Annotated in this window: 19 protein-coding genes, 2 tRNA genes and 3 rRNA genes; 18 read left to right on the top strand and 6 right to left on the bottom strand. The window is 67.3% G+C overall.

Annotation, left to right across the window (positions count from 1 at the left end; all coding sequences use genetic code 11):
* Nucleotides 1–142 precede the first annotated feature (142 nt).
* The 7 genes from FHW12_RS09675 to FHW12_RS09705 all read left to right on the top strand — a co-directional run bounded on the left by FHW12_RS09675 (nt 143) and on the right by FHW12_RS09705 (nt 9,055).
* A 16S ribosomal RNA gene (locus FHW12_RS09675) occupies nt 143–1,681 on the top strand.
* Between the two features lie 80 nt (nt 1,682–1,761).
* A tRNA-Ala gene (locus FHW12_RS09680) sits at nt 1,762–1,837 on the top strand.
* Nucleotides 1,838–1,847: 10 nt separating this feature from the next.
* A tRNA-Ile gene (locus FHW12_RS09685) sits at nt 1,848–1,924 on the top strand.
* Nucleotides 1,925–2,112: 188 nt separating this feature from the next.
* A 23S ribosomal RNA gene (locus FHW12_RS09690) occupies nt 2,113–4,986 on the top strand.
* Between the two features lie 114 nt (nt 4,987–5,100).
* Nucleotides 5,101–5,215, top strand: a 5S ribosomal RNA gene (rrf, locus tag FHW12_RS09695).
* The 16S, 23S and 5S rRNA genes sit together here with 2 tRNA genes alongside, the layout of an rRNA operon.
* A gap of 94 nt (nt 5,216–5,309) precedes the next feature.
* Nucleotides 5,310–5,555, top strand: coding sequence for a YcgL domain-containing protein (locus FHW12_RS09700; RefSeq protein ID WP_182530791.1), 246 nt, complete (start codon nt 5,310–5,312; stop codon nt 5,553–5,555).
* Between the two features lie 92 nt (nt 5,556–5,647).
* Nucleotides 5,648–9,055, top strand: a complete 3,408-nt coding sequence (locus FHW12_RS09705; protein WP_259392947.1) for an ankyrin repeat domain-containing protein — start codon at nt 5,648–5,650, stop codon at nt 9,053–9,055.
* A gap of 25 nt (nt 9,056–9,080) precedes the next feature.
* On the opposite strand, the gene FHW12_RS09710 is transcribed toward FHW12_RS09705, so the two are convergent.
* From FHW12_RS09710 to FHW12_RS09720, 3 genes are read right to left on the bottom strand one after another with little or no spacing between them, the layout of a single operon-like run.
* Nucleotides 9,081–9,812, bottom strand: a complete 732-nt coding sequence (locus FHW12_RS09710; protein ID WP_182530792.1) for an SDR family NAD(P)-dependent oxidoreductase — start codon at nt 9,810–9,812, stop codon at nt 9,081–9,083.
* Complete coding sequence (locus FHW12_RS09715) at nt 9,809–11,158, bottom strand: FAD-binding oxidoreductase (RefSeq protein WP_182530793.1); 1,350 nt, start codon at nt 11,156–11,158, stop codon at nt 9,809–9,811. The genes FHW12_RS09710 and FHW12_RS09715 overlap by 4 nt, the downstream gene beginning before the upstream one ends.
* Entirely contained in the window at nt 11,142–12,935 is a 1,794-nt protein-coding gene (locus FHW12_RS09720; protein WP_310735200.1) for a monovalent cation:proton antiporter-2 (CPA2) family protein, read from the bottom strand. Before FHW12_RS09720 ends, FHW12_RS09715 begins: the two co-directional genes overlap by 17 nt.
* Nucleotides 12,936–13,098: 163 nt before the next feature.
* Between FHW12_RS09720 and FHW12_RS09725 the strand changes: the two genes are divergently transcribed.
* Nucleotides 13,099–13,452: a hypothetical protein gene (locus tag FHW12_RS09725; RefSeq protein WP_182530795.1), complete on the top strand. Its 354-nt coding sequence runs from the start codon at nt 13,099–13,101 to the stop codon at nt 13,450–13,452.
* On the opposite strand, the gene FHW12_RS09730 is transcribed toward FHW12_RS09725, so the two are convergent.
* Both FHW12_RS09730 and FHW12_RS09735 read right to left on the bottom strand, forming a co-directional pair.
* Nucleotides 13,413–15,596 carry a hypothetical protein gene (locus FHW12_RS09730; protein ID WP_182530796.1) on the bottom strand — a complete coding sequence of 728 codons (2,184 nt, stop codon included), beginning with the start codon at nt 15,594–15,596 and terminating at the stop codon, nt 13,413–13,415. The two genes, FHW12_RS09725 and FHW12_RS09730, sit on opposite strands and share 40 nt — an antisense overlap.
* 162 nt (nt 15,597–15,758) lie before the next feature.
* Nucleotides 15,759–17,243, bottom strand: coding sequence for a RimK family protein (locus tag FHW12_RS09735; protein WP_182530797.1), 1,485 nt, complete (start codon nt 17,241–17,243; stop codon nt 15,759–15,761).
* 242 nt (nt 17,244–17,485) lie between these two features.
* Between FHW12_RS09735 and FHW12_RS09740 the strand changes: the two genes are divergently transcribed.
* Nucleotides 17,486–17,989 (top strand): GNAT family N-acetyltransferase, encoded by a 504-nt coding sequence (locus tag FHW12_RS09740; protein ID WP_310735202.1) that lies wholly within the window; start codon nt 17,486–17,488, stop codon nt 17,987–17,989.
* Here the strand turns inward: FHW12_RS09740 and FHW12_RS09745 are convergent.
* A complete protein-coding gene (locus FHW12_RS09745; RefSeq protein ID WP_182530798.1) occupies nt 17,986–18,663 on the bottom strand; it encodes a hypothetical protein in 678 nt (225 codons plus the stop codon). The genes FHW12_RS09740 and FHW12_RS09745 overlap by 4 nt on opposite strands.
* Nucleotides 18,664–18,712: 49 nt before the next feature.
* On the opposite strand from FHW12_RS09745, the gene lptM reads away from it, so the two are divergent.
* The 9 genes from lptM to FHW12_RS09790 all read left to right on the top strand — a co-directional run bounded on the left by lptM (nt 18,713) and on the right by FHW12_RS09790 (nt 24,917).
* Nucleotides 18,713–18,889, top strand: coding sequence for an LPS translocon maturation chaperone LptM (lptM, locus tag FHW12_RS21810; protein WP_428993617.1), 177 nt, complete (start codon nt 18,713–18,715; stop codon nt 18,887–18,889).
* A 7-nt stretch (nt 18,890–18,896) separates the two neighbouring features.
* Nucleotides 18,897–19,769: a diaminopimelate epimerase gene (dapF, locus tag FHW12_RS09755; protein WP_182530799.1), complete on the top strand. Its 873-nt coding sequence runs from the start codon at nt 18,897–18,899 to the stop codon at nt 19,767–19,769.
* A complete protein-coding gene (locus FHW12_RS09760; protein ID WP_182530800.1) occupies nt 19,766–20,446 on the top strand; it encodes a DUF484 family protein in 681 nt (226 codons plus the stop codon). Before dapF ends, FHW12_RS09760 begins: the two co-directional genes overlap by 4 nt.
* Before the next feature lies 1 nt (nt 20,447).
* Entirely contained in the window at nt 20,448–21,368 is a 921-nt protein-coding gene (locus tag FHW12_RS09765; RefSeq protein ID WP_310735203.1) for a tyrosine recombinase XerC, read from the top strand.
* The gene (locus FHW12_RS09770) at nt 21,365–21,754 is read left to right on the top strand and encodes a hypothetical protein (RefSeq protein ID WP_182530801.1); all 390 of its coding nucleotides are present in this window, start codon (nt 21,365–21,367) and stop codon (nt 21,752–21,754) included. The genes FHW12_RS09765 and FHW12_RS09770 overlap by 4 nt, the downstream gene beginning before the upstream one ends.
* 67 nt (nt 21,755–21,821) lie before the next feature.
* On the top strand, nt 21,822–22,355 hold the full coding sequence (hslV, locus tag FHW12_RS09775) for an ATP-dependent protease subunit HslV (RefSeq protein ID WP_182530802.1): 534 nt from the start codon (nt 21,822–21,824) through the stop codon (nt 22,353–22,355).
* Nucleotides 22,356–22,434: 79 nt separating this feature from the next.
* Nucleotides 22,435–23,772, top strand: a complete 1,338-nt coding sequence (gene hslU, locus FHW12_RS09780) for an ATP-dependent protease ATPase subunit HslU (RefSeq protein ID WP_182530803.1) — start codon at nt 22,435–22,437, stop codon at nt 23,770–23,772.
* A 127-nt stretch (nt 23,773–23,899) separates the two neighbouring features.
* Complete coding sequence (locus FHW12_RS09785; protein WP_182530804.1) at nt 23,900–24,514, top strand: hypothetical protein; 615 nt, start codon at nt 23,900–23,902, stop codon at nt 24,512–24,514.
* Between the two features lie 49 nt (nt 24,515–24,563).
* Entirely contained in the window at nt 24,564–24,917 is a 354-nt protein-coding gene (locus tag FHW12_RS09790; protein WP_182530805.1) for a gamma-butyrobetaine hydroxylase-like domain-containing protein, read from the top strand.
* The last annotated feature ends 2 nt before the right edge of the window (nt 24,918–24,919 follow it).

A 24,919-nucleotide genomic window follows, 5' to 3' on the forward strand; every position in this document is an offset into this window, starting at 1 on the left:
AACTTGTGTGGGCGCCTTGTGGTGGATGAAAGTCCATCGATACAAAGTGCGTCCAAGCAAACGTCAAAGCATAAGCTTTACAGACGCTTGGTTCTCACTCAGAAGTTTGGTCGTAGGGCCTCGGCCCGAAAGCCTGAAGTTTTAACTGAAGAGTTTGATCCTGGCTCAGAGTGAACGCTGGCGGCAGGCCTAACACATGCAAGTCGAGCGGCAGCACGGGGGCAACCCTGGTGGCGAGCGGCGGACGGGTGAGGAATACATCGGAATCTGCCTTGTCGTGGGGGATAACGTAGGGAAACTTACGCTAATACCGCATGCGACCGAAAGGTGAAAGTGGGGGACCGCAAGGCCTCACGCGATAAGATGAGCCGATGTCGGATTAGCTAGTTGGTGAGGTAATGGCTCACCAAGGCGACGATCCGTAGCTGGTCTGAGAGGATGATCAGCCACACTGGAACTGAGACACGGTCCAGACTCCTACGGGAGGCAGCAGTGGGGAATATTGGACAATGGGCGCAAGCCTGATCCAGCCATGCCGCGTGGGTGAAGAAGGCCTTCGGGTTGTAAAGCCCTTTTGTTGGGGAAGAAATCGTACGGGTGAATATCCCGTGCGGATGACGGTACCCAAAGAATAAGCACCGGCTAACTTCGTGCCAGCAGCCGCGGTAATACGAAGGGTGCAAGCGTTACTCGGAATTACTGGGCGTAAAGCGTGCGTAGGCGGTCTGTTAAGTCCGTTGTGAAAGCCCTGGGCTCAACCTGGGAATTGCAGTGGATACTGGCAGGCTAGAGTACGGTAGAGGATGGTGGAATTCCCGGTGTAGCGGTGAAATGCGTAGAGATCGGGAGGAACACCCGTGGCGAAGGCGGCCATCTGGACCAGTACTGACGCTGAGGCACGAAAGCGTGGGGAGCAAACAGGATTAGATACCCTGGTAGTCCACGCCCTAAACGATGCGAACTGGATGTTGGGCACACTTAGGTGCTCAGTGTCGAAGCTAACGCGTTAAGTTCGCCGCCTGGGGAGTACGGTCGCAAGACTGAAACTCAAAGGAATTGACGGGGGCCCGCACAAGCGGTGGAGTATGTGGTTTAATTCGATGCAACGCGAAGAACCTTACCTGGCCTTGACATGTCCGGAATCCTGCAGAGATGCGGGAGTGCCTTCGGGAATCGGAACACAGGTGCTGCATGGCTGTCGTCAGCTCGTGTCGTGAGATGTTGGGTTAAGTCCCGCAACGAGCGCAACCCTTGTCCTTAGTTGCCAGCACGTAATGGTGGGAACTCTAAGGAGACTGCCGGTGACAAACCGGAGGAAGGTGGGGATGACGTCAAGTCATCATGGCCCTTACGGCCAGGGCTACACACGTACTACAATGGTCGGTACAGAGGGTTGCGATGCCGCGAGGCGGAGCCAATCCCAGAAAGCCGGTCTCAGTCCGGATCGGAGTCTGCAACTCGACTCCGTGAAGTCGGAATCGCTAGTAATCGCGAATCAGCATTGTCGCGGTGAATACGTTCCCGGGCCTTGTACACACCGCCCGTCACACCATGGGAGTTGGTTGCTCCAGAAGCAGGTAGTCTAACCGCAAGGAGGACGCTTGCCACGGAGTGGTCAATGACTGGGGTGAAGTCGTAACAAGGTAGCCGTATCGGAAGGTGCGGCTGGATCACCTCCTTTCGAGAACGACTTCACCACCGCAAGGTGCCCACACAAGATACCTGCATCCAGAGACGCGGCTTGGCCGCGAGTCCCCTTTCGGGGCTGTAGCTCAGCTGGGAGAGCACCTGCTTTGCAAGCAGGGGGTCATCGGTTCGATCCCGATCAGCTCCACCAGAAAATTACCGGGTCTGTAGCTCAGGTGGTTAGAGCGCACCCCTGATAAGGGTGAGGCCGGTGGTTCGAGTCCTCCCAGACCCACCATATTCCTCTGGATCAGCACACTCTCAGAATTTTTCACGATGCGACGTTGAAGTGCGCATCGTGCTCTTTGAAAACTTGGGACGTAAACAAGCGTTTTGGTTCTGTCGAACCAGACGTGTCGTTGAGGCAAGTAGGCGAAGTAATTTGAGTTGTTTGTTGTATGGCTCCGAGGCGACTTGGAGTTATATGGTCAAGCGACTAAGCGCATACGGTGGATGCCTTGGCGGTCAGAGGCGATGAAGGACGTGGTAGCCTGCGAAAAGTCCCGGGGAGCTGGCAACAAGCTTCGATCCGGGAATGTCCGAATGGGGAAACCCACCGCGCAAGCGGTATCTCAGTTTGAATCTATAGAACTGGGAAGCTAACTCAGGGAACTGAAATATCTCAGTACCTGAAGGAAAAGAAATCAACCGAGATTCCCCTAGTAGCGACGAGCGAACGGGGATCAGCCCAAAAGTCGTGCAAGTTCTAGCGGAATGGTCTGGAAAGGCCAGCCGTAGACGGTGATAGCCCGGTATGCGAAAGGGCTTGTGCGATGAAAGTGAGTAGGGCGGGGCACGTGAAACCCTGTCTGAACATGGGGGGACCATCCTCCAAGGCTAAATACTCCTGACCGACCGATAGCGAACCAGTACCGTGAGGGAAAGGCGAAAAGAACCCCGGAGAGGGGAGTGAAATAGAACCTGAAACCGTATGCGTACAAGCAGTCGGAGCCCGCAAGGGTGACGGCGTACCTTTTGTATAATGGGTCAGCGACTTACGTTTTGTGGCAAGCTTAACCGTATAGGGGAGGCGAAGGGAAACCGAGTCTGAATAGGGCGCATAGTCGCAAGGCGTAGACCCGAAACCGGGTGATCTAGCCATGCCCAGGGTGAAGGTGCGGTAACACGCACTGGAGGCCCGAACCCACTCCTGTTGCAAAAGTAGGGGATGAGGTGTGGCTAGGAGTGAAAAGCTAATCGAACCCGGAGATAGCTGGTTCTCCTCGAAAGCTATTTAGGTAGCGCCTCAAGTATCACTGTTGGGGGTAGAGCACTGTTATGGCTAGGGGGTCATCGCGACTTACCAAACCATGGCAAACTCCGAATACCAACACGTGCAAGCTTGGGAGACACACGGCGGGTGCGAACGTCCGTCGTGAAAAGGGAAACAACCCAGACCTGCAGCTAAGGTCCCAAAGTCATGGCTAAGTGGGAAACGATGTGGGAAGGCATAGACAGCCAGGAGGTTGGCTTAGAAGCAGCCATCCTTTAAAGAAAGCGTAATAGCTCACTGGTCGAGTCGGCCCGCGCGGAAGATTTAACGGGGCTAAGCCATGCACCGAAGCTCGGGGTTCACACGTAAGTGTGAGCGGTAGAGGAGCGTTCCGTACGCCTGTGAAGGTGGATCGTAAGGTCTGCTGGAGGTATCGGAAGTGCGAATGCTGACATGAGTAACGATAAAGGGGGTGAAAAGCCCCCTCGCCGAAAGCCCAAGGTTTCCTCGCGCAACGTTCATCGGCGCAGGGTTAGTCGGTCCCTAAGGCGAGGCGGAAACGCGTAGTCGATGGGAATCTGGTTAATATTCCAGAACCGCTCGTGATTGCGATGGAGTGACGGAGAAGGCTAGGTGTACCGGGCGTTGGTTGTCCCGGGGAAAGGCGGTAGGTGGATCCTTTAGGAAAATCCGGAGGGTCATACACCGAGCACCGAGACGAGTCCTTTGGACGAAGTCACTGATGCCACGCTTCCAGGAAAAACTTCTAAGCTTCAGATCACGAGGACCGTACCGTAATCCGACACAGGTAGGCAGGGTGAGAATCCCAAGGCGCTTGAGAGAACTCGGGTGAAGGAACTAGGCAACATAGCACCGTAACTTCGGGAGAAGGTGCGCCCGGAAATGTGGCAACATGCGTTGCTGAGCATTTTCGGGCCGCAGTGACCAGGCCGCTGCGACTGTTTATCAAAAACACAGCACTCTGCAAACACGAAAGTGGACGTATAGGGTGTGACACCTGCCCGGTGCCGGAAGGTTAATTGATGGGGTCAGCCGCAAGGCGAAGCTCTTGATCGAAGCCCCGGTAAACGGCGGCCGTAACTATAACGGTCCTAAGGTAGCGAAATTCCTTGTCGGGTAAGTTCCGACCTGCACGAATGGTGTAACGACAGCGGCGCTGTCTCCACCCGAGACTCAGTGAAATTGAAATCGCTGTGAAGATGCAGCGTTCCCGCGGCAAGACGGAAAGACCCCGTGAACCTTTACTATAGCTTTACACTGAACGTTGAGTTCGTCTGTGTAGGATAGGTGGGAGGCTTTGAAGTGTAGGCGCTAGCTTGCATGGAGCCATCCTTGAAATACCACCCTGATGTGCTCGACGTTCTAACCTAGGTCCGTTATCCGGATCGGGGACCGTGTATGGTGGGTAGTTTGACTGGGGCGGTCTCCTCCCAAAGAGTAACGGAGGAGCACGAAGGTACGCTCAGCGCGGTCGGACATCGCGCACTGTGTGCAAAGGCATAAGCGTGCTTGACTGCAAGATCGACGGATCAAGCAGGTACGAAAGTAGGTCTTAGTGATCCGGTGGTTCTGTATGGAAGGGCCATCGCTCAACGGATAAAAGGTACTCCGGGGATAACAGGCTGATACTGCCCAAGAGTTCATATCGACGGCAGTGTTTGGCACCTCGATGTCGGCTCATCACATCCTGGGGCTGTAGCCGGTCCCAAGGGTATGGCTGTTCGCCATTTAAAGTGGTACGCGAGCTGGGTTCAGAACGTCGTGAGACAGTTCGGTCCCTATCTGTCGTGGGCGTTGGAGATTTGAGAGGGGCTGCTCCTAGTACGAGAGGACCGGAGTGGACGAACCCCTGGTGTTCCGGTTGTCACGCCAGTGGCACTGCCGGGTAGCTACGTTCGGAAGCGATAACCGCTGAAAGCATCTAAGCGGGAAGCGCGCCTCAAGATGAGATCTCCCGGGACACAAGTCCCCTAAAGGCCCCATGAAGACTACGTGGTTGATAGGTCAGGTGTGTATCGCAGTAATGCCGAGCTAACTGATACTAATGAGCCGTGCGGCTTGATCATATAACTCCAAGACGCTTCGCAGCCTCGACGACGAGGTCTGGCGACAGCCAACGCTTGAATACGTCCCAAGTCCCAATGCAGAGTCCGCGCAACATGCGCGACTCTCACCAGTTCCCTGGCGACCCTAGCGCTGTGGTCCCACCCGATCCCATCTCGAACTCGGAAGTGAAACGCAGCCGCGCCGATGGTAGTGTGGCTTAAGCCATGCAAGAGTAGGTCATCGCCAGGGGCTTTACCCAGAACGCCTCTCCGGAAACGGAGAGGCGTTCTTCTTTTGCGCTACGGTGCCGCATGCGCGGCCGGCGCGCGAGCGGAGGCGTCCGATGCGTTGTTTCGTCCACAAGAGCCTGCGCAAGGCCGACACCTACGTTTACCTGCGCGAGCCGGACGGCGCGGCCCTGCCGGTGGCGCTGCGCGAATCGCTGGGTCCGTTGCAGCAGGTGCTAGAGCTCGAGCTCCTGCCGACGAGGCGCCTGGCCCAGGCCGACACGGCGCGCGTGCTCGAAGCGCTCGAGCAGCACGGCTATTACCTGCAGCTCCCGCCACCTCCGCAATCCGGCGGCGCCTAGCCGTCTTAACCTCCAGCTAGCCGCAGCATCGGGCCGCATCGATATACTCGCCCGCGAGCGGTGATCCGCGCCGCGGGCGATAAGGGAAACGGATGCGCAGACGCGCCGCCAACTGGTTCAAATCACTGCAGACCATGTTGCGCCTGCAGCTGCCTGCCTGGCTGGTCTTCGCGATCGCCACCCTCGTCGAACACCCCGTATCGCTGGTCCTTCTTCTCGTCGGCAACGCGATCACGATGACCGCCGTATGCCGCGCGCTGGGTTTCGATCTCGACGGAGCCTATCTGCGCGGCCTCGCCCGTCGCGGTCTCGCGTACTTCGTCGCGTTGTCGGCCTATACCGCCTTCGTCACGCTCGTCGTCGTGGCGCCGGCCTGGTGGCTGTCCCGCGACGGCTCACTCGAAGCCGCACTCGCGCTATCGGCGGCGCTCGTTGCATCACTGCTCGCGCTCTGGCGGATCTGGCCGGCGTTCGCGCTACCACTGCTCTGGGACGACGCCTACCCGCACGCCGAGGAACGTGGCTCGTGGTTGACCACGGTACTGCGCCGCTCGCTCGCCTTCGCGCGTCACGTGACGCATGAGCACGACATCTTCTTCGCCGGCGGCCTGCCCGCGAGCCTCGCGCTGCTGACGATCGTGGTCGGCGCACTCGCGTTATCGGGCATCGGCGGCGTCATTCCCGGCGAAGTACGCGTCATGGCACTCGCCGCGTACGCGCTTCTGATCGTGCCCTTCGCGCACTTCCTGCTGGTCAATCGCACGCTGCGCGCGATGCTCGCGGCGGCGCGCGGTTCGCGCCGCCGCGAACAGGAGCTCGGTGAAAGCGTCACCGACGGCGCCGACGTGCCGGCCCATCTTCCCGAAGGCATCGCGCGACGCGAGCTCGACTCGACCCTGTTGTGCGCCGTGCATTCGGCGCAAGCGAGCCTCGCGCTCGCCGCGCTCGAACGAGGGGCCGACCCGAACGTGCTGCCGGCGATCGATCATCGCGATCAGCGCAGCCCCCTGATGATCGCCGTGACGCTGCCAGACCAGCGCCTGTTGCGCACGCTCATCGCGAAAGGGGTCGACGTCAATCGCTTGCATGGCGGCATCACGCCGCTCATCGCCGCGACCCGCGACAGCTACGAGGGCCGTCCCGAAGCGGTGACCACGCTGCTCGCGAACGGCGCCGACGCGCGCATGGCGGACGCGGCCGGCAATGCACCGTTGCACCACGCCGCGCGTTGCGCCGAACCGATCATCGCCGCGCTGCTCGTCGATGCCGCGATCGATGTCAACGCGGTGAACGGCGAGGGCTTCACCGCACTCGACGTCGCCTGCGCCAGCGCGAACTGGAAGATCGCAGCATTCCTGCTCGAACACGGCGCGCGGCCCGAAGTCGAACATGCGCAGCCGGCGCTGATCTGTGCCGCCGGCATCGCCGAAGACGACCCGACCGGCGTGAAGCTGCTGCTGAAGCACCGCGCGAAGGCGGACGCGCGCGGTGCGCTCGAGCGCACCGCCCTGCTGACCGCCGCGCTCGCAGGCCACGCGCGCATCGTCGATGCGCTGCTCGCGGGCGGCGCCGCGGTCGACCAGGCCGATGCGCGCGGCACGACGCCGCTCATGGAGGCGTCGCGCTCCGGTGCGGTCGCGGCGATCCATGCGCTCGGCAAGCGCAAGCCGGATCCGGACCTCGTCGACGCGGGCCAGCGCACCGCGCTGATGATCGCCTGCCAGTCTCGCCATGCGGGTGAAGACACAGTGCGCGCGTTGCTCGCGCTCGGCGCCGACCGCGCTTGCGTCGGCAGTGACGGCAAGCGCGCGCTCGACCATGCGGCGGCCGCCGGCCGCTGGCACATCGTCGCGCTGCTCGATCCGGCGTATCCGATGCCGAGCAGCCTCGCCGGCGATCGGCCGGATGCATCGTCCGCACACGCCGACCACCTGCTCGACGCACTGCGCTTCGGCCATCGCAACGTCGCCGACGAATTCATCGGCGTCGTTCCGCAATGGCCGGCCGGCGCGCTCGCGGACCTCTACCTCGACCTCGCCGATCCGGAGCACGCGGCCGCACGCACGTGGCTGATCAACCACGGTCTCGATCGCGACGCCACGACGCGCATGGGCAGGCCACTGCTCGACAGCCTGCTCGACGGCCTGCCCGGCACGCACGCCGCGGTCTCCGACCTCGTCGCGAGCGGTGCGCCGCTCGGTGGCGTGGCCTTGCTCGCGCGCGTGCTCACCGCCGCGGAAGACGAACCAGCGCTGCGCCCGCTCGCGCGCGACCTCTTGTCGCGTGGCGCCGACATATTCGGCGTGACGACCGGCAAGCAGACCGCGCTGCACGCAGCCGTCGCGATCGGTGACGCCGCGCTGGTCGCCACGCTGGTCGAACGCGGTGTCGATCCGAATGCACGCGATGCGCAGGGCCGCACTCCGTTGCACGGCGCGGTTCGCGCCGAAACCGCGCTGGCTACGGCGTTGCTCAAACCGCTCGTCGCGGCCGGCGCGAATCCCGAGATCGCCAACGCGAACGGCGAGACGGCGCTCGGCCTCGCGCTCGCACGCGGCGAACCGGTGCTCGCGTATTGGCTGAACTGGGGCGACTGGCCGCTGCCGCTACGCCGCCTGCGTGGAGCGGACCTGCCGGCCGCCGCGACCGTCGGCGACGCCGAAGCCGTGCGCCGCCTGCTCGATCTCGACGTGCCGGTGAACAGCGTCGATGTGCAAGGCGCGACTGCACTCGTGCGCGCCGCGGGCGCCGGACACGCTGCGCTGCTGGTCCAACTGCTCGCCGCCGGCGCCGACGTCGAATGCATGACCCACTCGGGCATCCATTGCCTCGGCGCCGCCGTCGCTGCGCGGCGCGAGGCGATCGTGCGCACCTTGCTCAGCCACGGGATTCCGCCCGATCTGCGCATCGCTGGCGGCGGCACGGCACTGATGCTCGCCGCAGCGCGCGGCGACGAACGCATCGTGGGTGCATTGCTCGAAGCGGGCGCGAACGCCGAGGCGCGCGATGACCAGGGCACGACGGCGCTGCTCGCGGCCGCGCAGGCGGCATTCGAAGGCTACGACACCGCGCAGGCACGCTCGATGTTCGAGCTGCTGCTGCAGGCGGGAGCACGACTGGACGCGCGCAACGAGGCCGGCCAGGACGCGCTGCTAGTCCTGCTCGGCGCGCGCGCGCAACCCGGCGCCCGTTGCGACGCCGAACACCTGTATCGGCTTGCCGACGTCCTGCTCGAACGCGGCGCCCGCGTCGACAGCCAGGACAAGCGCGGCGTCAGCGCGCTGCACGCCTGCGCGCTGCATGGCCTGTCCGGCTGCGTGCGCCTGCTGAAATCGCACGGTGCGCCTCTCGATCTCGTCGACGGCTTCGGCCGCACGGCCGCCGATGTCGCCGCACTGCTCGGCTACGTGGACGTCGCGGCCGAACTCGGCGGGACCTCCGCCATGCCGGTTCCCGGCGTGCGGCAGACGCTGCGCAGGCCTGCACGCGCGCCGGATTGAACGACGCTTCGTCTCGTCGCGCAGCCTACGACTGCATGCGGCGGAACAACGGCCAGGGCAGCAGGCGCACGACCATCGCGACGAGTGCGAACCGGCGCGGCAGGTACCAGCGCGCGGAGCCGCGTCGCAGCCGCTCGACGACGAGGCGCGCGACGTCGTCGGGCGCAGCCGCCGGCATCGGCAGCGCGAGGCCGTGCGTGAGATTGGTCGCGAGGAACCCGAGCCGGTACAGCTGCACGCGCAGCTCGGTTTCGCGATGGCGCTGGCGCAGGCTCTCGTAGAGCGACTCGATGCCACGCTTCGCCGCCGCGTAGACGACGTTGCGCCCGCGCCCTCGCACGGCAGCAATGCTGCTGAACAGGACGATGACACCGCGCGCCTCGCGCAGCCGCGGCAGCAGTGCGTGCGCGATCGCGAACGGCGCGTGCAGGTTGATCGCGAGCAGCTCGCCGATGCGCGCGGCGTCGAGCCCGAAATCGTCGTCCGCGCGCGACAGGCCGACCGGCAGCAGCACGCTCGCGAGCGGCGGCAAGCCCTCGAGCGCTGCGGCAACGCGCGCACCGGGATCGGCTTCGCGGGCGAGATCGAGCGCAAGGCTGCGCACCGTCGCACCGTGTCGGATGCGCAGGTCCGCAGCGATGGCGTCGATATCGCGCAGGTCGGAGGCGACCAGCAGCAAGGCGTGGCCGCACCGCGCGAGTTCGTTCGCGAGCGCACGGCCGAGTCCGCTCGAGGCGCCGACGACGACTGCGGTCACAACGCGAGCCTCCGGGCGAGTTCCGACGTGTGCAGGCGCTGAGGGTCATGTCGCGCGAGGCGCGCGCGCGCGGCTTCGAAGCCGTCGATCGCGCGGCGTGCGACGCTCGCCTCGAGCGTCGAATCCTTGATCAGGTTGGGCCGCCCGTCGTGCGCGATCGCGAGCTCGGCGAGCGCGTCGAGGAACGCGCGCTCGCCGTGCGCCGCCGGCGTCGCCACCTGGATCGCGAGGGCGACGCCGTTGCCGTCGAACGAAAAGCCATCGGCGGTGCCGGCGAACAGCTTGCTCGCGATCAGCGCGATGCGCGGTCGCGTACGCGCGACGAGGTCGGCGAGCGCGTTCGCGAACGCTTCGAAGCGCGGGTGCGGCACGAGCCACTGTGCCTCCGCCATGCCGGCGTGGCCGAAGCCCGCGAAGTACAGGCGCGCGCGGTTGAGCGGGAACAGCGCGTCACCGAGTGTCATCGGCGCTTGCCCGGCGCGACACCAGCGCCAGTCGAGCCAGCGATTGGCGGCAGTGAGGCCGGCACGGTTCCACGCCGTGAACGGCAACGGCGCGACCCGAGCGGGCAGGTCGGCGGCAGCGGGCGGCAGCGCGTCGGCGCGATCGTGATCGTCGCCGCTGGCGAGGCCGATGTTGACCACGCCGCGCCCGAAGTGCGCCGCACCGCCGTCATGCCAGCCGTACAGCACCGGCGCATTCGCGGCCTCGCGCAGCACGCGCGCGGCCTCGGCGAGGTTCGCGACCGGCACGCGCCGCAGCACCAGCGCGCGCGGCGGTCGCGCCAGCCGCAGCGTCGCGCTGACGATCGTTCCGGTGAGGCCGAAGCCCGCGCACGTCGCGCCGAACAGGTCCGCGTCATGCTCGCGGTCGACGACGCATGGCTCGGCGTGTGGTCGTTGCACGACGAGCGCGTCGAGCCAGGTGCGGAACGTGCCGTCGCGTGCGGGATTCTTGCCGTGCACGTCGGCGGCGATGCAACCGCCGACACTCGCACGGGGATGGCCGGGCGCCACCGGCAGGTACCAGCCGCGTTCGAGCAGGAAGCGTTGCAGGTCGCCGATGCGCGCGCCCGCTTCCACGGTGAGGCGACCGTGCTCGGCATCGAACGCGAGCAGGCGATCGAATGCGTCGAGGCTCTGGCTGATCGCGCCGCCGCCGAAGCTCGCGCCGACGTACGACACGCCACCGCCGCGTGCGATGCGCGGCGCATCCGCGGGCAAGGCGTCGAGCAGGCGGTAGCGGTCCGGCCGCTGCAGCGCGCAGCGCGCGTGGAACTGTCGATCGAAGCTCGACAGCTCGGTCTCCGCGACGGCATAGCCGCGCATCTCAGTCCTCTTCCTCATCGCCCGCATCCGCCTGGAACAGGCGCATGAGGTCGTCGCGCGCTTCCTGTGCCGACTGCAGCAGAGCGGCTTCGTCGTCGTAGACCGGGTACTGGTTCGCGAGCACGCGCTCGTCGTGCTCGCGGAAGCGCTTCACGTAGTCGGCCGCGCTCGCCTCGTCGTAACCGAGTGCCATGAACACGCCGCGCGCGATCTCGAGACTCGAGAAGAACGTCTCGCGCACGATGCTCTCGACGCCGAGATCCATGAGCTTGAACACGTGCTGGCGATTGCGCGCGCGCGCGAACACCCTGAGGTGCGGGAAGTGCCGCTTGAGCAGTCGCGCCGTGCGCAGGTTCGAATCCGGGTCCTCGGTCGTGATCACGAAGATCTCGGCCTTCTCCGTCTGCGCCGCGCGCAGCAGGTCGAGGCGCGAGGCGTCGCCGAAGTAGACCGTGTTGCCGAAATGACGCATGAAGTCGACCTGCTCGGGGTCGCTCTCGAGCGCGGTGAACGGGATCCGGTTCGCGTTGAGCATGCGCGCGACGATCTGCCCGACGCGGCCCATGCCGGCGATGATCACGCGCGGCGCAGCGGCGTCGATGCGGTCGAACTCGCGCGTCGGCCGCGCCTTGGTCGCCGGCGCGACTTCCGCGCGCAGGCGCACGAGCAGCGGCGTGGCGGCCATCGACAGCGTTATCACGAGGATGGCCATGTCGCGCTGCCCGGCCGAGAGCAGGCCGTTGGCGGCCGCCATCGTGAACACGACGAAGGCGAACTCGCCACCCTGCGCGAGCAGCGCGGCCAACGCGATCGATTGCGCGTGGTCCTCGCGCGCGACGCCGCGCCCGATGCCGTACAGCACGATCGCCTTGAGCACGACGAGCGCGAGCAGCAGGCAGCCGACCACCTGCGGCTGCGCCATCGCGAGGTGCACGTCGAGCGACATGCCGACGCTGATGAAGAACAGGCCGAGCAGCAGGCCGCGGAACGGCTCGATCTGCGCCTCGATCTCATGGCGATATTCCGAATCGGCGAGCAGCACGCCGGCGAGGAACGCGCCGAGCGACATCGAGATGCCGGCGACCTGCATCAGCCAGGCGGTTCCCATCACCACCAGCAGCGCGGTCGCGGTGAACACCTCGGGCGTGCCGATCTGCTGCGCGGCGGCGCGGAACATCGGCCGCAACAGATAGCGGCCGCCGACGACGACGAGCGCGATCGTCGCGATCACGCGCAGCGCGGCGAGCAGCTCGTCCAGCGCGCCGCCCTGCGCATGGCTGCCGCCTAGGATCGGGATCAGCGCGAGGATCGGGATCGCGGCGACGTCCTGGAACAGCAGGATCGCGAACGCGAGCCGCCCGTGCGCGCTGTTGAGCTCCTTGCGCTCGGCAAGCAGCTGCAGGTCGATCGCGGTCGACGACAGCGCGAGGCCGAGCCCGACCACGAGCGCACTTTTCCAGTCGAGGCCGAACGCGAGCGCGACGCCGCCGACGAGCACTGCGGTCGCGACGACCTGCAGGCTGCCGCTGCCGAACACGCTGCGACGCATGACCCACAGGCGCTGCGGCGACAGCTCCATGCCGATCACGAACAGCATGAGCACGACGCCGAGTTCGGAGATCTGCGAGATCTGCTCGGTGTTGCCGATCAGGCGCAGGCCCGAGGGACCGATCAGCGCGCCCGCGCCGAGGTAGCCGAGCACGGCGCCGAGTCGCCAGCGCTTCGCCAGCGGCACCGCGAGCACCGTCGCGAGCAGCAGTAGCACCGCATAAGGCAGGAAACCATGGCTATCCACGCAACGCTCCTTCGGGTCCGGTGCGGCGGTGGGTACGGCCCCGCGCCACGAGCCGCCTGCGCGACCGAACGGGCCGGAGTATCGCATGCGTCGTCGCGCCGTCGCAGGCCGTGAGACCGCCGCGATAGAGGCTGCGCACCGGTCCCGCAGCAGGAGTATCCCGATGTTCGTCGCCTCCGTGTCCTTGCCCGAGTCGCTCGCCCGCCGCCCGCGTGCCCGCACGCGCCCGCTCCCCGCGATGAGCGCGCCGGCGCTCGTCGCGTGCTGGCTCGTCGCCGGCATCGCCGCGCTCGCGTTCGTTCCCGCGTTGCGCGGCGGACCGATGCTCGGCGCCACGCTGCCGTTCTGGCTCGTCGTCGCGCCGGCGATCGATCTCGCCTGGCTCCTGCGTGCGCCACTGGCGGCGGCACTGCGTGGCGCGTGGACGTCGCGTCGCGCGACCGCCATGCGCCGGCAGGCGAAGCGCGCGTGCTTCGCTCAGTCCGCGCCGCGTTTCGACAGGTCGAGCAGGAAGTAGTCGCGATCGTCGACGCGTTTCACCGATGGATCACCCTGCAGGCGTTCCGCGACGGCGAGGACGCTCGGTGAAAGCGTGAATGTCGCCTTTCGCAAGCTCGGCTGCGGCAGGATCAGATAATCGATGCGTTGCGCGCGCAGGAACGCCGCGAACTGCTCGGGCGTGGCGAAATACTCCGGTCGCGAGTAGCTGATCGTCGGCAGGTACTCGAATCGCGATGGCAGCAGGAAACTCACCGGCTCGGCGACGTAGCCGACCGAGCGCGTGAGCCCGTCCTGCTCCTTGAGGTAGCGGCCGATGGTTTCGAGCCCGGCGTACTGCAACCGCTCCCAGCGCTCGCGGCGGGAATCCTTCCAACTGCGCGTGAGATCGAGATCGAACGGCCGCGTGCCGGTCACCCAGCTCGCACTCGCGAATGAATACGCGGCCTGGAACAGGGCGAACACGGGCAGGCAGGCGAGCGCGACCGCGAAGACGCGGCGCGCCTCGGCGAGGCGCGCGAACGTCGCGGCGGCGGCGACGATGGTCGCCGGCAGCAGCGCGCCGAGGAAATAGTTGCCGTCGCTGCCACGCACGCCGTAGCGCGCGCCGAGCGCGAGCACGAGCCCCGCCGCGATCAGGCCGACGAGCGGCCCATAGGCGACGCGGCGCTCCCGGCGTGCACCTGCCATGGCGGCGGCCGCCGACGACAGCGCGAGCCATGCCCAGACGTTGCCGACCCACGCCGTCACGACGTGCGGCATCGTCTGCGGACGGAACAACCAGTCGACGATGAGCATCGGCACGTCCGACCAGACCTGCGGCTCGGTCCAGTTCAGCGTACCGGCCGGTTCCTTCAGCGTCATGCCGAGCGCGCGCCACGAGCGGAACAGCACGTCGGGTCCGACGGTCGGCATGCCGGTGAGCAGCCAGGTGCGGGCGATCACGAAGCCGGCGACGATCGCCGCCGCGACGGTGGCGGCGATGGCGAGCGCGCTGCGGCGGCGCTCGGCGACCGGGTCGACCACCACGGGCGCAACGCGCCCGCGCGCTGCGGCGAGCAGCGTCGCGAGCACGAGCGCGCCAGCGAACGGCACCGCACTGAGCTTGGCGAGGCCGGCGAACGCGGCACAGACCAGCATCCAGAGCGCATCGGCGAGCGAGCGCGTTTCGAGGAACGCGAACGCCGCGTTCGCCGCGAGCAGCAGGAATGCGACCGAGATCGCATCCGGCTTCGGCTCGATCGATACCGACGCCAGCGCCGGCAAGGTCGCGATCGTCGCGAGCATCGGCAGCGCCACGCGCGCGGGTACGCCGATGCGCCGACCGATCTGATGGCACGCGAGCAGGGTCAGCGCCAGCATCCAGATCGACAGGCACGCGACCGTGCTGCTGTCGCCTAGCGCGCTCAACGGCAGCAGGAACACTTCGTAGAGTTTCGGGTAGTAATGCACCGGCGACGTAAGGCCGAGCGGCTCGAACACCGAGTGGTGCGGATCGAGCACGTACTCGGGTCGCAACCCGTACCACAGCGAGTCGTAGCCGATCGCGACGTTGCTGCGCGCGTAGAGCACCGCGAGCCACGCCGTGATCGCGCCACACCACGCTCGCTCGCCCGGCGCGCGCGCGCGCAGGCCGTCCCACAGGAACAACGTGAATGGGCGGTGCCGGCCGAACAGCGCGGGCACGCCGGCGAGCAGGGTCAGCCAGCGCAGTTGCCGGATCGAACCCGCGTCGAGCGCGGACGCGCTCCACGCGAGCAGGCTCCAGCCGACGAAGCCGAGCACGAACGCGTGCAGGTAGTCCTGCGCATCGCGCGGCGCAGGCAGGCCGAAGGCGCGGCGCGCGAACGCGCCGAGGCCGACGACGATCTCGATGTAGAGCACGTCGAGCAACAGCGCCGCGTCGACCGCGTGGTGGCGCAGGTACAGCAACAGCGCAATCGCGCCGATCACCGGCGCGCGACGGCCGCGCGCGCACGTGCCGGCGAGGATGCCGACGAGGGCGAGCGCTTCGAGCCCACCCTGCCAGTACGCGGGTTGGCGCACATGCCAGCTGAACGGCCCGTACTCGAGCAGTTGCCATGCAGGCGTCGCGATGAAGGCGGCAGCCAGCAGCAGCATGAACACGGCGAGCGCGAGCTCGCGGCGGAATTCGATCGACATCGGGCGTCAGGGTCGCGTCGACGTTTGCCAAACTCCGGATTCTAGCAGCGTCGAGAATGCGGCTTCGTGCACTTTGCTCGACGCACGTCGGCGTGTCCGTCATCGGCGCCGCCTTCCAGGGGGGCGGGTGGCGAGAGGACTCGCTGCCTGCTGGCCGGCCGTTCAGCCGCGCTGGCCAAGGCGCTTGCGTTCCATCCGGCGCAGGAACTCGTCCATGATGCGCCGGTACAGGTCGTCGCCGAGATAGGCGTCCTCGACACCGGCGTCGATCGACGGGTTGTCGTTCACTTCGATGACGACGAGGCGGTCGCCGGCCTGCTTGAGGTCGACGCCGTACAGGCCGTCGCCGATCGGCGCGGTCGCCTTCAGCGCGAGCTTGAGCACGTCGGCCGGCGCGGAGCGCACCGGCAGCGTCTCGAAGCCGCCCGATTTCGCCGTGCCCTTCGCGCCGTGGTTGTAGATCTGCCAGTGCCCGCGCGACATGAAGTACTTGCACGCGTACAGCGGCTCGCGGTTGAGCACGCCGATGCGCCAGTCGAACTCCGTGAACATGAATTCCTGCGCGAGCACGAGCGCGGTGTGCTGGAACAGGTCGTCGACTGCGGACTTGAGCTGCTCGGGGTTCTCGGCCTTGACGATGCCGCGCGAGAACGAGCCGTCCGGGATCTTCAACACGATCGGGAAGCCGAGCAGGTCGGGCAACTCGGCGATCTTCTTCGGATCGTCGCGGTAGAGGATTTCGGTGCGTGGCGTCGCCAGCTTGCGCGACCTGAGCAGGTCGTGCAGGTAGATCTTGTTCGTGCACTTGAGGATCGAGCTCGGGTCGTCGATGACGACCATGTCTTCCTTCTCCGCCTTGTTGGCGAAGCGGTAGGTATGGTTGTCGAGCGCGGTCGTCTCGCGGATGAACAGGCCGTCGTATTCGGCGAGCTTGGTGTAGTCGTTCTTGGTCAGCGTGTCGACTTCGATGCCGAGTTCGGCGCCGGCCTCGACGAACGACTTCAACGCGCGCTTGTTCGACGGCGGCATGGGGTCGCCGGGATCGGCGAGCATCGCGAGGTCGAAGCGGAACTTCTTGCGCGCGCGCGGCTTGCGCCAGAGCTTCTTGGAGAACTTGTCGAGCGCTTGGGCGAACGCGTCTTCCTGCGGGTCGGACAACGTGTGCAGGCCGGTCGGCTTGATCGCGGCGATCTGCCAGACGCGCTCGCGCTCGAACTCGATGCGCAGGATCGGGCACGGGAACGTCTCGAACACTTGCCGCGCGATGTCCTCGAGGCTGCCGGACGAGGTCTCGCCGAAGTAGACGAGTACGCCGAAATCGGTCGTGTCGCGGCCGCCGTCGGGCAGGAACTTGGCGAGCTTCTGGTTGAGGTCGTCGATGTCCAGGCCGTACAGCGAGCGCCGGCGCAGGTCGTTGATCGCGCGTACCGACGGGATCACCTTGTGGCCGCGCGCCTCGGCGAGCAGCGACACGTAGTAGCCCGTGCCGAGGTACTTGTAGCTGCGGCAGAGGTTGATGACCTGGGTGCGCTCGTCGTCGGCGCCGATCGGTTCCTTCAGGTAGTCCTGCGCGGTCACGACGTTGTCGGACGGGTAGTACGAACCCCAGTCCGAGGCTTTTTCGACGACGATGACGAGCCGGCTCATGCGCAGCGCCTGGGTGCGGGTTCGAGGGGGCGGACGCTGCGGCGCGCGGCGGCGCGCCGCGGTGACGATGCGATGGGCGAGGGCTGCGGCGTCATGCGGGCGCGGAGTTTGACACAGCCGCGCACCGGCGTGCAGTGCGCGGCGTCGCGCGGCCCGATCGGGATTCAGCCGCGGTGAAGCGACGATGAACCTCGACGCTCGGCGCATTGCGGACAGCGCCGTCGCGGACTAGGCTGCGCGCCGTGCTCGCGCCCGCCGCTCCCGCTCCCGCTTCCGCCCCCGTCGACGCTGCGGCCGCGCACGTGCGCCGTGCGACCGCCGCCGACCTCGATGCGCTCGTCGCGCTCGAACAGGCGACGTTCGCGCTCGATCGCATGAGCGAACGCCAATGGCGCCGCCACCTCGACAGCCTCAGCGCGGAAGTGCTCGTCGCCGTGCGCGAGCGCCGGCTGGTCGGCGCCGCCGTCGTGTTCTATCGCCGCGGCGGCGACATCGCGCGGCTGTACTCGATCGCGGTCGCCGCGAGCGAGCGCGGCGGCGGCATCGGCAGGGTGTTGCTCGACGCGGTCGAGCTGGCCGCACGCCGGCGCTGCAGCCGGCGCCTGCGCCTCGAGGTGCGCAGCGACAACCTCGCCGCGCAGCGCCTGTACGAACGCGCGGGCTATCGGGCCTTCGGCCTGCTCGCGGCCTACTACGAGGACGGCGCCGACGCGCGGCGCTACGAGAAGGCGCTCGACGCGGCCTAGCCGCCCTCGCCGCGCAGCTTCTCCGCGGTCGCGGCATCGGCCGGTCGCGCGACCAGGCCGCCCGCGGCAGCGAGCGTGACCTCGTAGCGGCCGCCGTCGACGAGCGGCAGATAGGCGGCGCTGCCGTAGTCGGCGTCGATCCACGGCAGCCATTTCGGGAACGAGCGCTTGAGTGTCCACAGGTCGGGCCACTGCGTGTCGTCGAGCGCGACCGCGGTCCTGGCCGCGCTGCGCTCCTGCGCGACGTCGCGATAGCGGCCGCCGATGCGATCGAGGCGGTACAGCGGCTGCGCGCCGAGCATCACCGCGCGCGGGGTCCACTTGATCACGCGCGCGTCGAGCTGCCAGTCGTCGCCGGCGAGTTCGACCTGGCGGTGCGCGCCGTCGGGCGTCGAGACGTCGACGATGTAGCGCTGCGCGCCGAGCGCGCGCGCTTCGATGTGCGCGACCGGCGCCTCCGCGGCGAGTCGGCGATAGCCGAGCAGCACGCTGCCCGCGAACGCGCCGAGCAGCGCGAGCGCGAGGAACACCAGGCCCCAGGCGAGGCGCAGGGTCGCCGCGAAGCGGTGACGCTCGCGCCAGCGGCGACGCGCGTGCACGCCGTGGCCGGTCGCGAACAGCGCGCACAGCACGGCGAAGGCGAACAGTGCGACCAGGAACGGTGTCAGCGACATCGTCGGACGGCTCCCCGCGGGATCGGCCGCTAGCATACCGACCCCGCGCATGAACGGCCGCTATACTCCCGGCCAGGTCCAGTTTCCGGATTTCGCCATGTCGATTCGCGTCAGCCTCCGTTTCGCGCTGCTGCTCGCGCTGCTGCTCCTCGCCGCCTGCGGCAACAAGGGGCCGCTCGTGAAGCCGGCCACGCCGCCACAGGGCGCGCCGGCCACCACGCCCTGAGCCGCGCATGGCGCTGCGCTTCAGCAAGATGCACGGCCTCGGCAACGACTTCGTCGTCGTCGACTGCCGCGGCGCGCCGTTCGCGCTCGACGCCGCGGGGATCCGCTGGCTCGGCGATCGCCATTTCGGCGTCGGCTTCGACCAGCTCCTCACGCTCGAGCCGGCGCGCGACCCCTCCTGCCGTTTCGCCTACGGCATCTGGAATACGGACGGCTCGAGCGCGGGGCAGTGCGGCAACGGCGTGCGCTGCGTCGCCGCCTGGCTCGCGCGCGCGGGCGCGCTCGGCCCGGGCATGACGCGGCTCGAGAGTCCGTCGGGTGCGGTCGCGGTCGAGCTGCTCGGCGACGGCAGCGTGCGCGTCGACATGGGCGAGCCGCGTTTCGCGCCGGCGGCGATCCCGCTCGACGCCGCCGCCGAAAGCGACCGCTATGCGATCGACGTGGTCGGGCGCGAGGTCGAGATCGGCGCGACATCGATGGGCAATCCGCACGCGCTGGTCGAGGTCGACGACGTCGCCGCGGCGCCGGTCGCGGTGCTCGGCCCGCAGATCGAATACGCGCCGGCGTTCCCCGAACGCTGCAACGTCGGTTTCGCCGAGATCGTCTCGCGCACGGCGATCCGCCTGCGCGTGTGGGAACGCGGCGTCGGCGAGACGCTCGCCTGCGGCAGCGGCGCCTGCGCGGCGGTTGCGGTGCTGCGCCGGCGCGCTAAAGTCGACGCCGAAGTCCGCGTCGCCCTGCCCGGCGGGGAGCTCGAGGTGCACTGGGACGGCCCCGGCCACCCGGTCTGGATGCGCGGGCCGGCGACATTCGTGTTCGACGGCGAGATCGCGGAGCCGGCGACCGGTGCGGCCAGTGCGGGAACAACGAGGAAGTCATGAGCGAACTCAGCATCAAGGAAGGCCTCAACGCGATGGACGTCGCGAGCTACCTGCGACGCCATCCGGAATTCCTGCACGAATTCCCCGACATCGCGATGGCGCTCGTGCTGCCGCGCGAGCAGGGCCAGGCGGCGTCGCTCGCGAGCTACCAGCTCGACGTGCTGCGCGACAAGAACCGCGAACTGGCGCGCCGCCTGCACGACCTCGTCGAGATCGCGCACGAGAACGAAGCGCTGATGGTGCGCGTGCACACGCTCACGCTCGCGCTGATGCGCGCGCGCAGCCTCGCCGGCACGACCAATGCCGTCGTCGCGGCGCTGACCGAGGATTTCCACACCGACCTCGTGCGCCTCGTGCTGTTCCGTACCGACCCGGAACTGCCGGTCGCCGAGTGGCTCATCGTCGAGCCGGCGGGTACCGCTGCGTTCCCCGCGTTCTCCGAATTCTTCAAGCGCGCCGAGCCGCTGTGCGGACGCCTGCAGCAGGACAAGCTCGACGCGTTGTTCGCCGCGCGAGCGGGCGAAGTGCAGTCGGCGGTGCTGCTGCCGATCGGCTCGACCGGCATGCTCGCGATCGGCAGCAACGACGCGAACCGCTTCCATCCAGGCATGGGAACGGTGTTCCTCAAGCTGATCGGCGAAGCGATCTCGACGGCGATCGCGCGCTATCCGGCCTGACGTGGACCCGGTCGCCGCCAGCGGCACCGACCTCGGCGCGGCGGTCGATCGTTTCCTGCACTACCTGCGCGACGAGCGGCGCTATTCGGCGAGCACGGTCGAGCACTACGCGCACGCGATCGCCCAGCTCGCCGAGCACGCCGAGGAGCGCGGCCTCTCGCGCTGGCGCGACCTCAAACCCGACCAGGCGCAGGCCGTGCTCGCCGAGCGCCATCGCCGCCGCGGCTATTCGCCGTCGACCTTGCGCGGCATCGCCTCGGCCTGGCGCAGCTTCTTCCGCTGGCTCGCGCGCGAAGGCGAAGTCGCGATCAATCCGGCGACCGGCCTGCGCTCGCCCAAGGTCAAGCGCAAGCTGCCCGAGGTGCTCGACACCGACGAGATGACCGCGCTGGTCGAGCTGCCCGGCGACGACCCCGACAGCGTGCGCGACCGCGCGCTGCTCGAGCTGCTGTACTCGAGCGGCCTGCGCGTCGCCGAACTGTGCGATGTGCGCTGGCGCGACCTCGACGCGGGCGACGGCTCGCTGCGCGTGACCGGCAAGGGCAACAAGACGCGCATCGTGCCGGTCGGCGCGAAGGCGCTCGCGGCGCTCGTGGCGTTGCGCGAACAGGACCGCTGCGGCGACGACGACCCGCTCGTGCGCGGGCGGCGCGGTGCACCGCTGACGCCGAACGGCGTGCGTGCGCGGCTGAAGAAGCGCGCGCAGGAGCAGGGCGTCTGGAAGCGCGTCTATCCGCACCTGCTACGCCATTCGTGCGCGAGCCACCTGCTCGAATCCTCGGGCGACCTGCGCGCGGTGCAGGAGCTGCTCGGCCATGCCGACATCGGCACCACGCAGATCTACACGCACCTCGATTTCCAGCACCTCGCGAAGGTCTACGACGCGGCGCATCCGCGCGCGCGCCGGAAGGCGGGGGCGTGAAGCGCCCGAATCGACTCGTCGTGGCGGCCGCTTGCGTTTCGGTCGTCGCGGCCGGCGGTGCGTACGTCCATTTTTTCGTCTACGGTCCGACTTCGTTCGATCGGGCGGCCTGGCGCGCGGGCGAAGGGGACGACGTCCCGTTTTCACAGGACGCGCCGCGACTGCGCATGGCGGACGGACTCGTGGACTCGGGCATATTGGTGGGGAAAGAACGGCACGAGATCGACGACTTGCTCGGACCGCCTACGGATACCTCGAAATTCCGCAGCTACGATCGGGTTTACTGGCTCGGCGCCGAAAGGGGCCTTCTCGGCATGGACAGCGAGTGGCTCGTGCTGCGCTTCAGGGACGGCGAGGTCGCTGAAGTTCGCATCGTTCGCGATTGACCGCCGCGGAGTCTTGCATTCGAGCGATCGCCCCTCAGATATCCCGACCGGATCCAAATCGGTAACCATGGACAGTTTCCACGCCACCACCATCGTCTCCGTACGCCGCGCCGGCAAGGTCGTCATCGGCGGCGACGGCCAGGTCACGCTCGGCAATACCGTCGTGAAGGCGAACGCACGCAAGATCCGCCGCCTCGGCAAGGGCGACGTGCTCGCGGGTTTCGCCGGCGCGACCGCCGACGCGTTCACCCTGTTCGAACTGTTCGAGGCGAAGCTCGACAAGCACGGCGCCAACCTCACGCGCGCCGCGGTCGAGCTCGCCAAGGACTGGCGCACCGATCGTCGCCTCGGCCGCCTCGAGGCGATGCTCGCGGTCGCCGACAAGGACGCCTCGCTGCTGATCTCCGGCAACGGCGACGTGCTCGAGCCGGAGCAGGGCATCATCGCGATCGGCTCGGGTGGTCCGTACGCGCTCGCCGCGGCGAAAGCGCTGCTCGAGAACGGCGACCTCGACGCACGCACGATCGTCGAGAAGGCGCTCGGCATCGCCGGCGACATCTGCATCTACACGAACCACAACGTCTCGATCGAAGAGTTGTGACGCGGGCGCCTGCGCGGCCTCTACGTGTCCATCTTGCGCATTCCGCTCTCCGAACCGAATCCCGAATCACGGCTACGCCATGTCCGAACTGACTCCCCGCGAAATCGTCGACGAGCTCGATCGCTACATCATCGGCCAGAATGCGGCCAAGCGCGCGGTCGCGATCGCGCTGCGCAACCGCTGGCGGCGCATGCAGCTCGAGCCCGGGTTGCGCGAGGAAGTGACGCCGAAGAACATCCTCATGATCGGCCCGACCGGCGTCGGCAAGACCGAGATCGCGCGCCGCCTCGCGGCGCTCGCGAACGCGCCGTTCATCAAGGTCGAGGCGACCAAGTTCACCGAAGTCGGCTATGTCGGCAAGGATGTCGAGCAGATCGTGCGCGACCTCGCCGAAGCCGCGGTGAAGATGGCGCGCGAGCAGGCGAAGGCGCGCGTGCGCTCGCAGGCGGAGGATCGCGCCGAGGAGCGCATCCTCGACGCGCTGCTGCCCAGGCGCCAGCTGCACGGATTCACGGGCGAGGCGCAGCAGCCCGACTCGACCGACTCCGACACGCGCCAGAAGCTGCGCAAGCAGCTGCGCGAAGGCACGCTCGACGCGCGCGAGATCGAGCTGGAAATCGCCCAGAACGTCGGCGTCGAGATCATGGCGCCGCCTGGCATGGAGGAGATGACGAGCCAGCTTCGCGGCATGTTCCAGTCGTTGCAGGGACAGAAGACGCAGGCGCGCAAGCTGGCGATCGCACAGGCGCGGCCGCTGCTCGTCGAGGAGGAAGCCGGCAAGCTCGTCAACGACGAGGAGATCAAGTCGCAGGCGATCGCGAGCGCCGAGCAGAACGGCATCGTCTTCATCGACGAGATCGACAAGATCGCGCAGCGCGGCGAGTTCAACGGCGCGGGCGTCTCGCGCGAGGGCGTGCAGCGTGACTTGCTGCCGCTCGTCGAGGGCTCGGCGGTGTCGACCAAGTACGGCATCGTGCGCACCGACCACATCCTGTTCATCGCCTCGGGTGCGTTCTCGCTCGCCAAGCCGTCCGACCTCGTGCCGGAACTGCAGGGCCGCTTCCCGATCCGCGTCGAACTCGCGGCGCTCGGTGCGGACGACTTCCGGCGCATCCTGGCCGAACCGCAGCATGCGTTGACCAAGCAGTACACGGCCCTGCTCGGCACCGAAGGCGTCACGCTCGAGTTCGCCGCGGACGGCATCGCGCGGCTCGCCGAGATCGCGTTCCAGGTCAACGAGCGCACCGAGAACATCGGCGCGCGTCGCCTGCACACGGTGCTCGAACGCCTGCTCGACGAGATCTCCTACGAGGCCTCGGACCAGGGCGGTCGCCATTACCGCATCGACGCAGCCTACGTCGACGCGCACCTCGGCGACCTCGTGCGCGACGAGGACCTGTCGCGCTACATCCTGTAGGCGCGGAGCCTGCGACGAAGCGCCGCACGGGCGGCGGCACCTGCGTTCAGCGATTGGGAACCAGAAAAATCGTGAACCGGCGCAGCCCGAACTTGCGCCGACGACACCACTGCCGGACCATAGCACCATGACTACCGTAGTTCCGTTCAAGGCGCGCGGCGTGCGCGCCGAGCTCCGCGAGGCCTTCGAGCAACGCGTTCCCTTGCGCATCCTGCGCGAGCGCCTGCATGCGGGCGTGATCCATGGCTACGTCGTCGCGCTGTCGCGCGACTTCTGCCTCGTCGCCGAAGTCGGTGACGCGATGCGCTTCGACGGTTACATCGCGGTCGCGATCGCCGACATCAGCTCGATCGAGGAAGATCCCTCGCGCGAGTTCGTCGAGAAGGCGCTCGCGCTGCGCGGCGAGGCGCTCAAGGTGCCGGACGAGTTCGAGCTCGACGACTGGGCCGCGATCGCGCGCTCGGCGATGGCGTACGCGCCGCTGATCTCGCTCAACATGGTCGAGGACGACGAGGGCGAGATCAGCTACGTCGGCCAGCTCACCGAGGTCGAGCCGAACGCGCTCGTGTTGCGCGAGCTCGACCCGAACGCGCGCTGGTATCCCGACACGGGCGCGTACGAACTCGAAGGGCTCGGTTCGATCGGCTTCGGCTCCGGCTACCTCGACGCGTTGTGGCAGGTCGCGGGCTTGCCGGGCGATCCGCAGCAGCCGCGCGCGCCGCTCTCCGACAAGGTGCACTGATGCGATCCCGCGCAAGCGGGATGCCTTTCCCCGAACGCGACGGGCGACGATGAGCGCACCTACTCCGATCCGCATCGTGCTGCATCGCGCGTCCCACGCGCTCGAGGTCGAGTTCGACGACGGCGCGAGTTATCGCCTGCCCGCGGAATACCTGCGCGTGCATTCGCCGAGCGCGGAAGTGCAAGGGCACGGGCCCGGGCAGAAGGTGCTCGTCGCGGGCAAGCACGACGTGGCGATCGACGCGATCGAGCCGATCGGCAACTACGCGGTGCTGCTGCGCTTCTCCGACGGCCATGCGAGCGGACTGTTTTCATGGGGCGTGCTGCACGAGCTCGGTCGCGACCACGCGCGCAACTGGCAGGCGTATCTCGACGCGCTCGCGGCGAACGGCCTCGCGCGCTGAGC

Origin of the sequence: Dokdonella fugitiva (assembly GCF_014138265.1) — a bacterium.
In the GTDB taxonomy this organism is placed as follows: domain Bacteria; phylum Pseudomonadota; class Gammaproteobacteria; order Xanthomonadales; family Rhodanobacteraceae; genus Dokdonella_A; species Dokdonella_A fugitiva_A.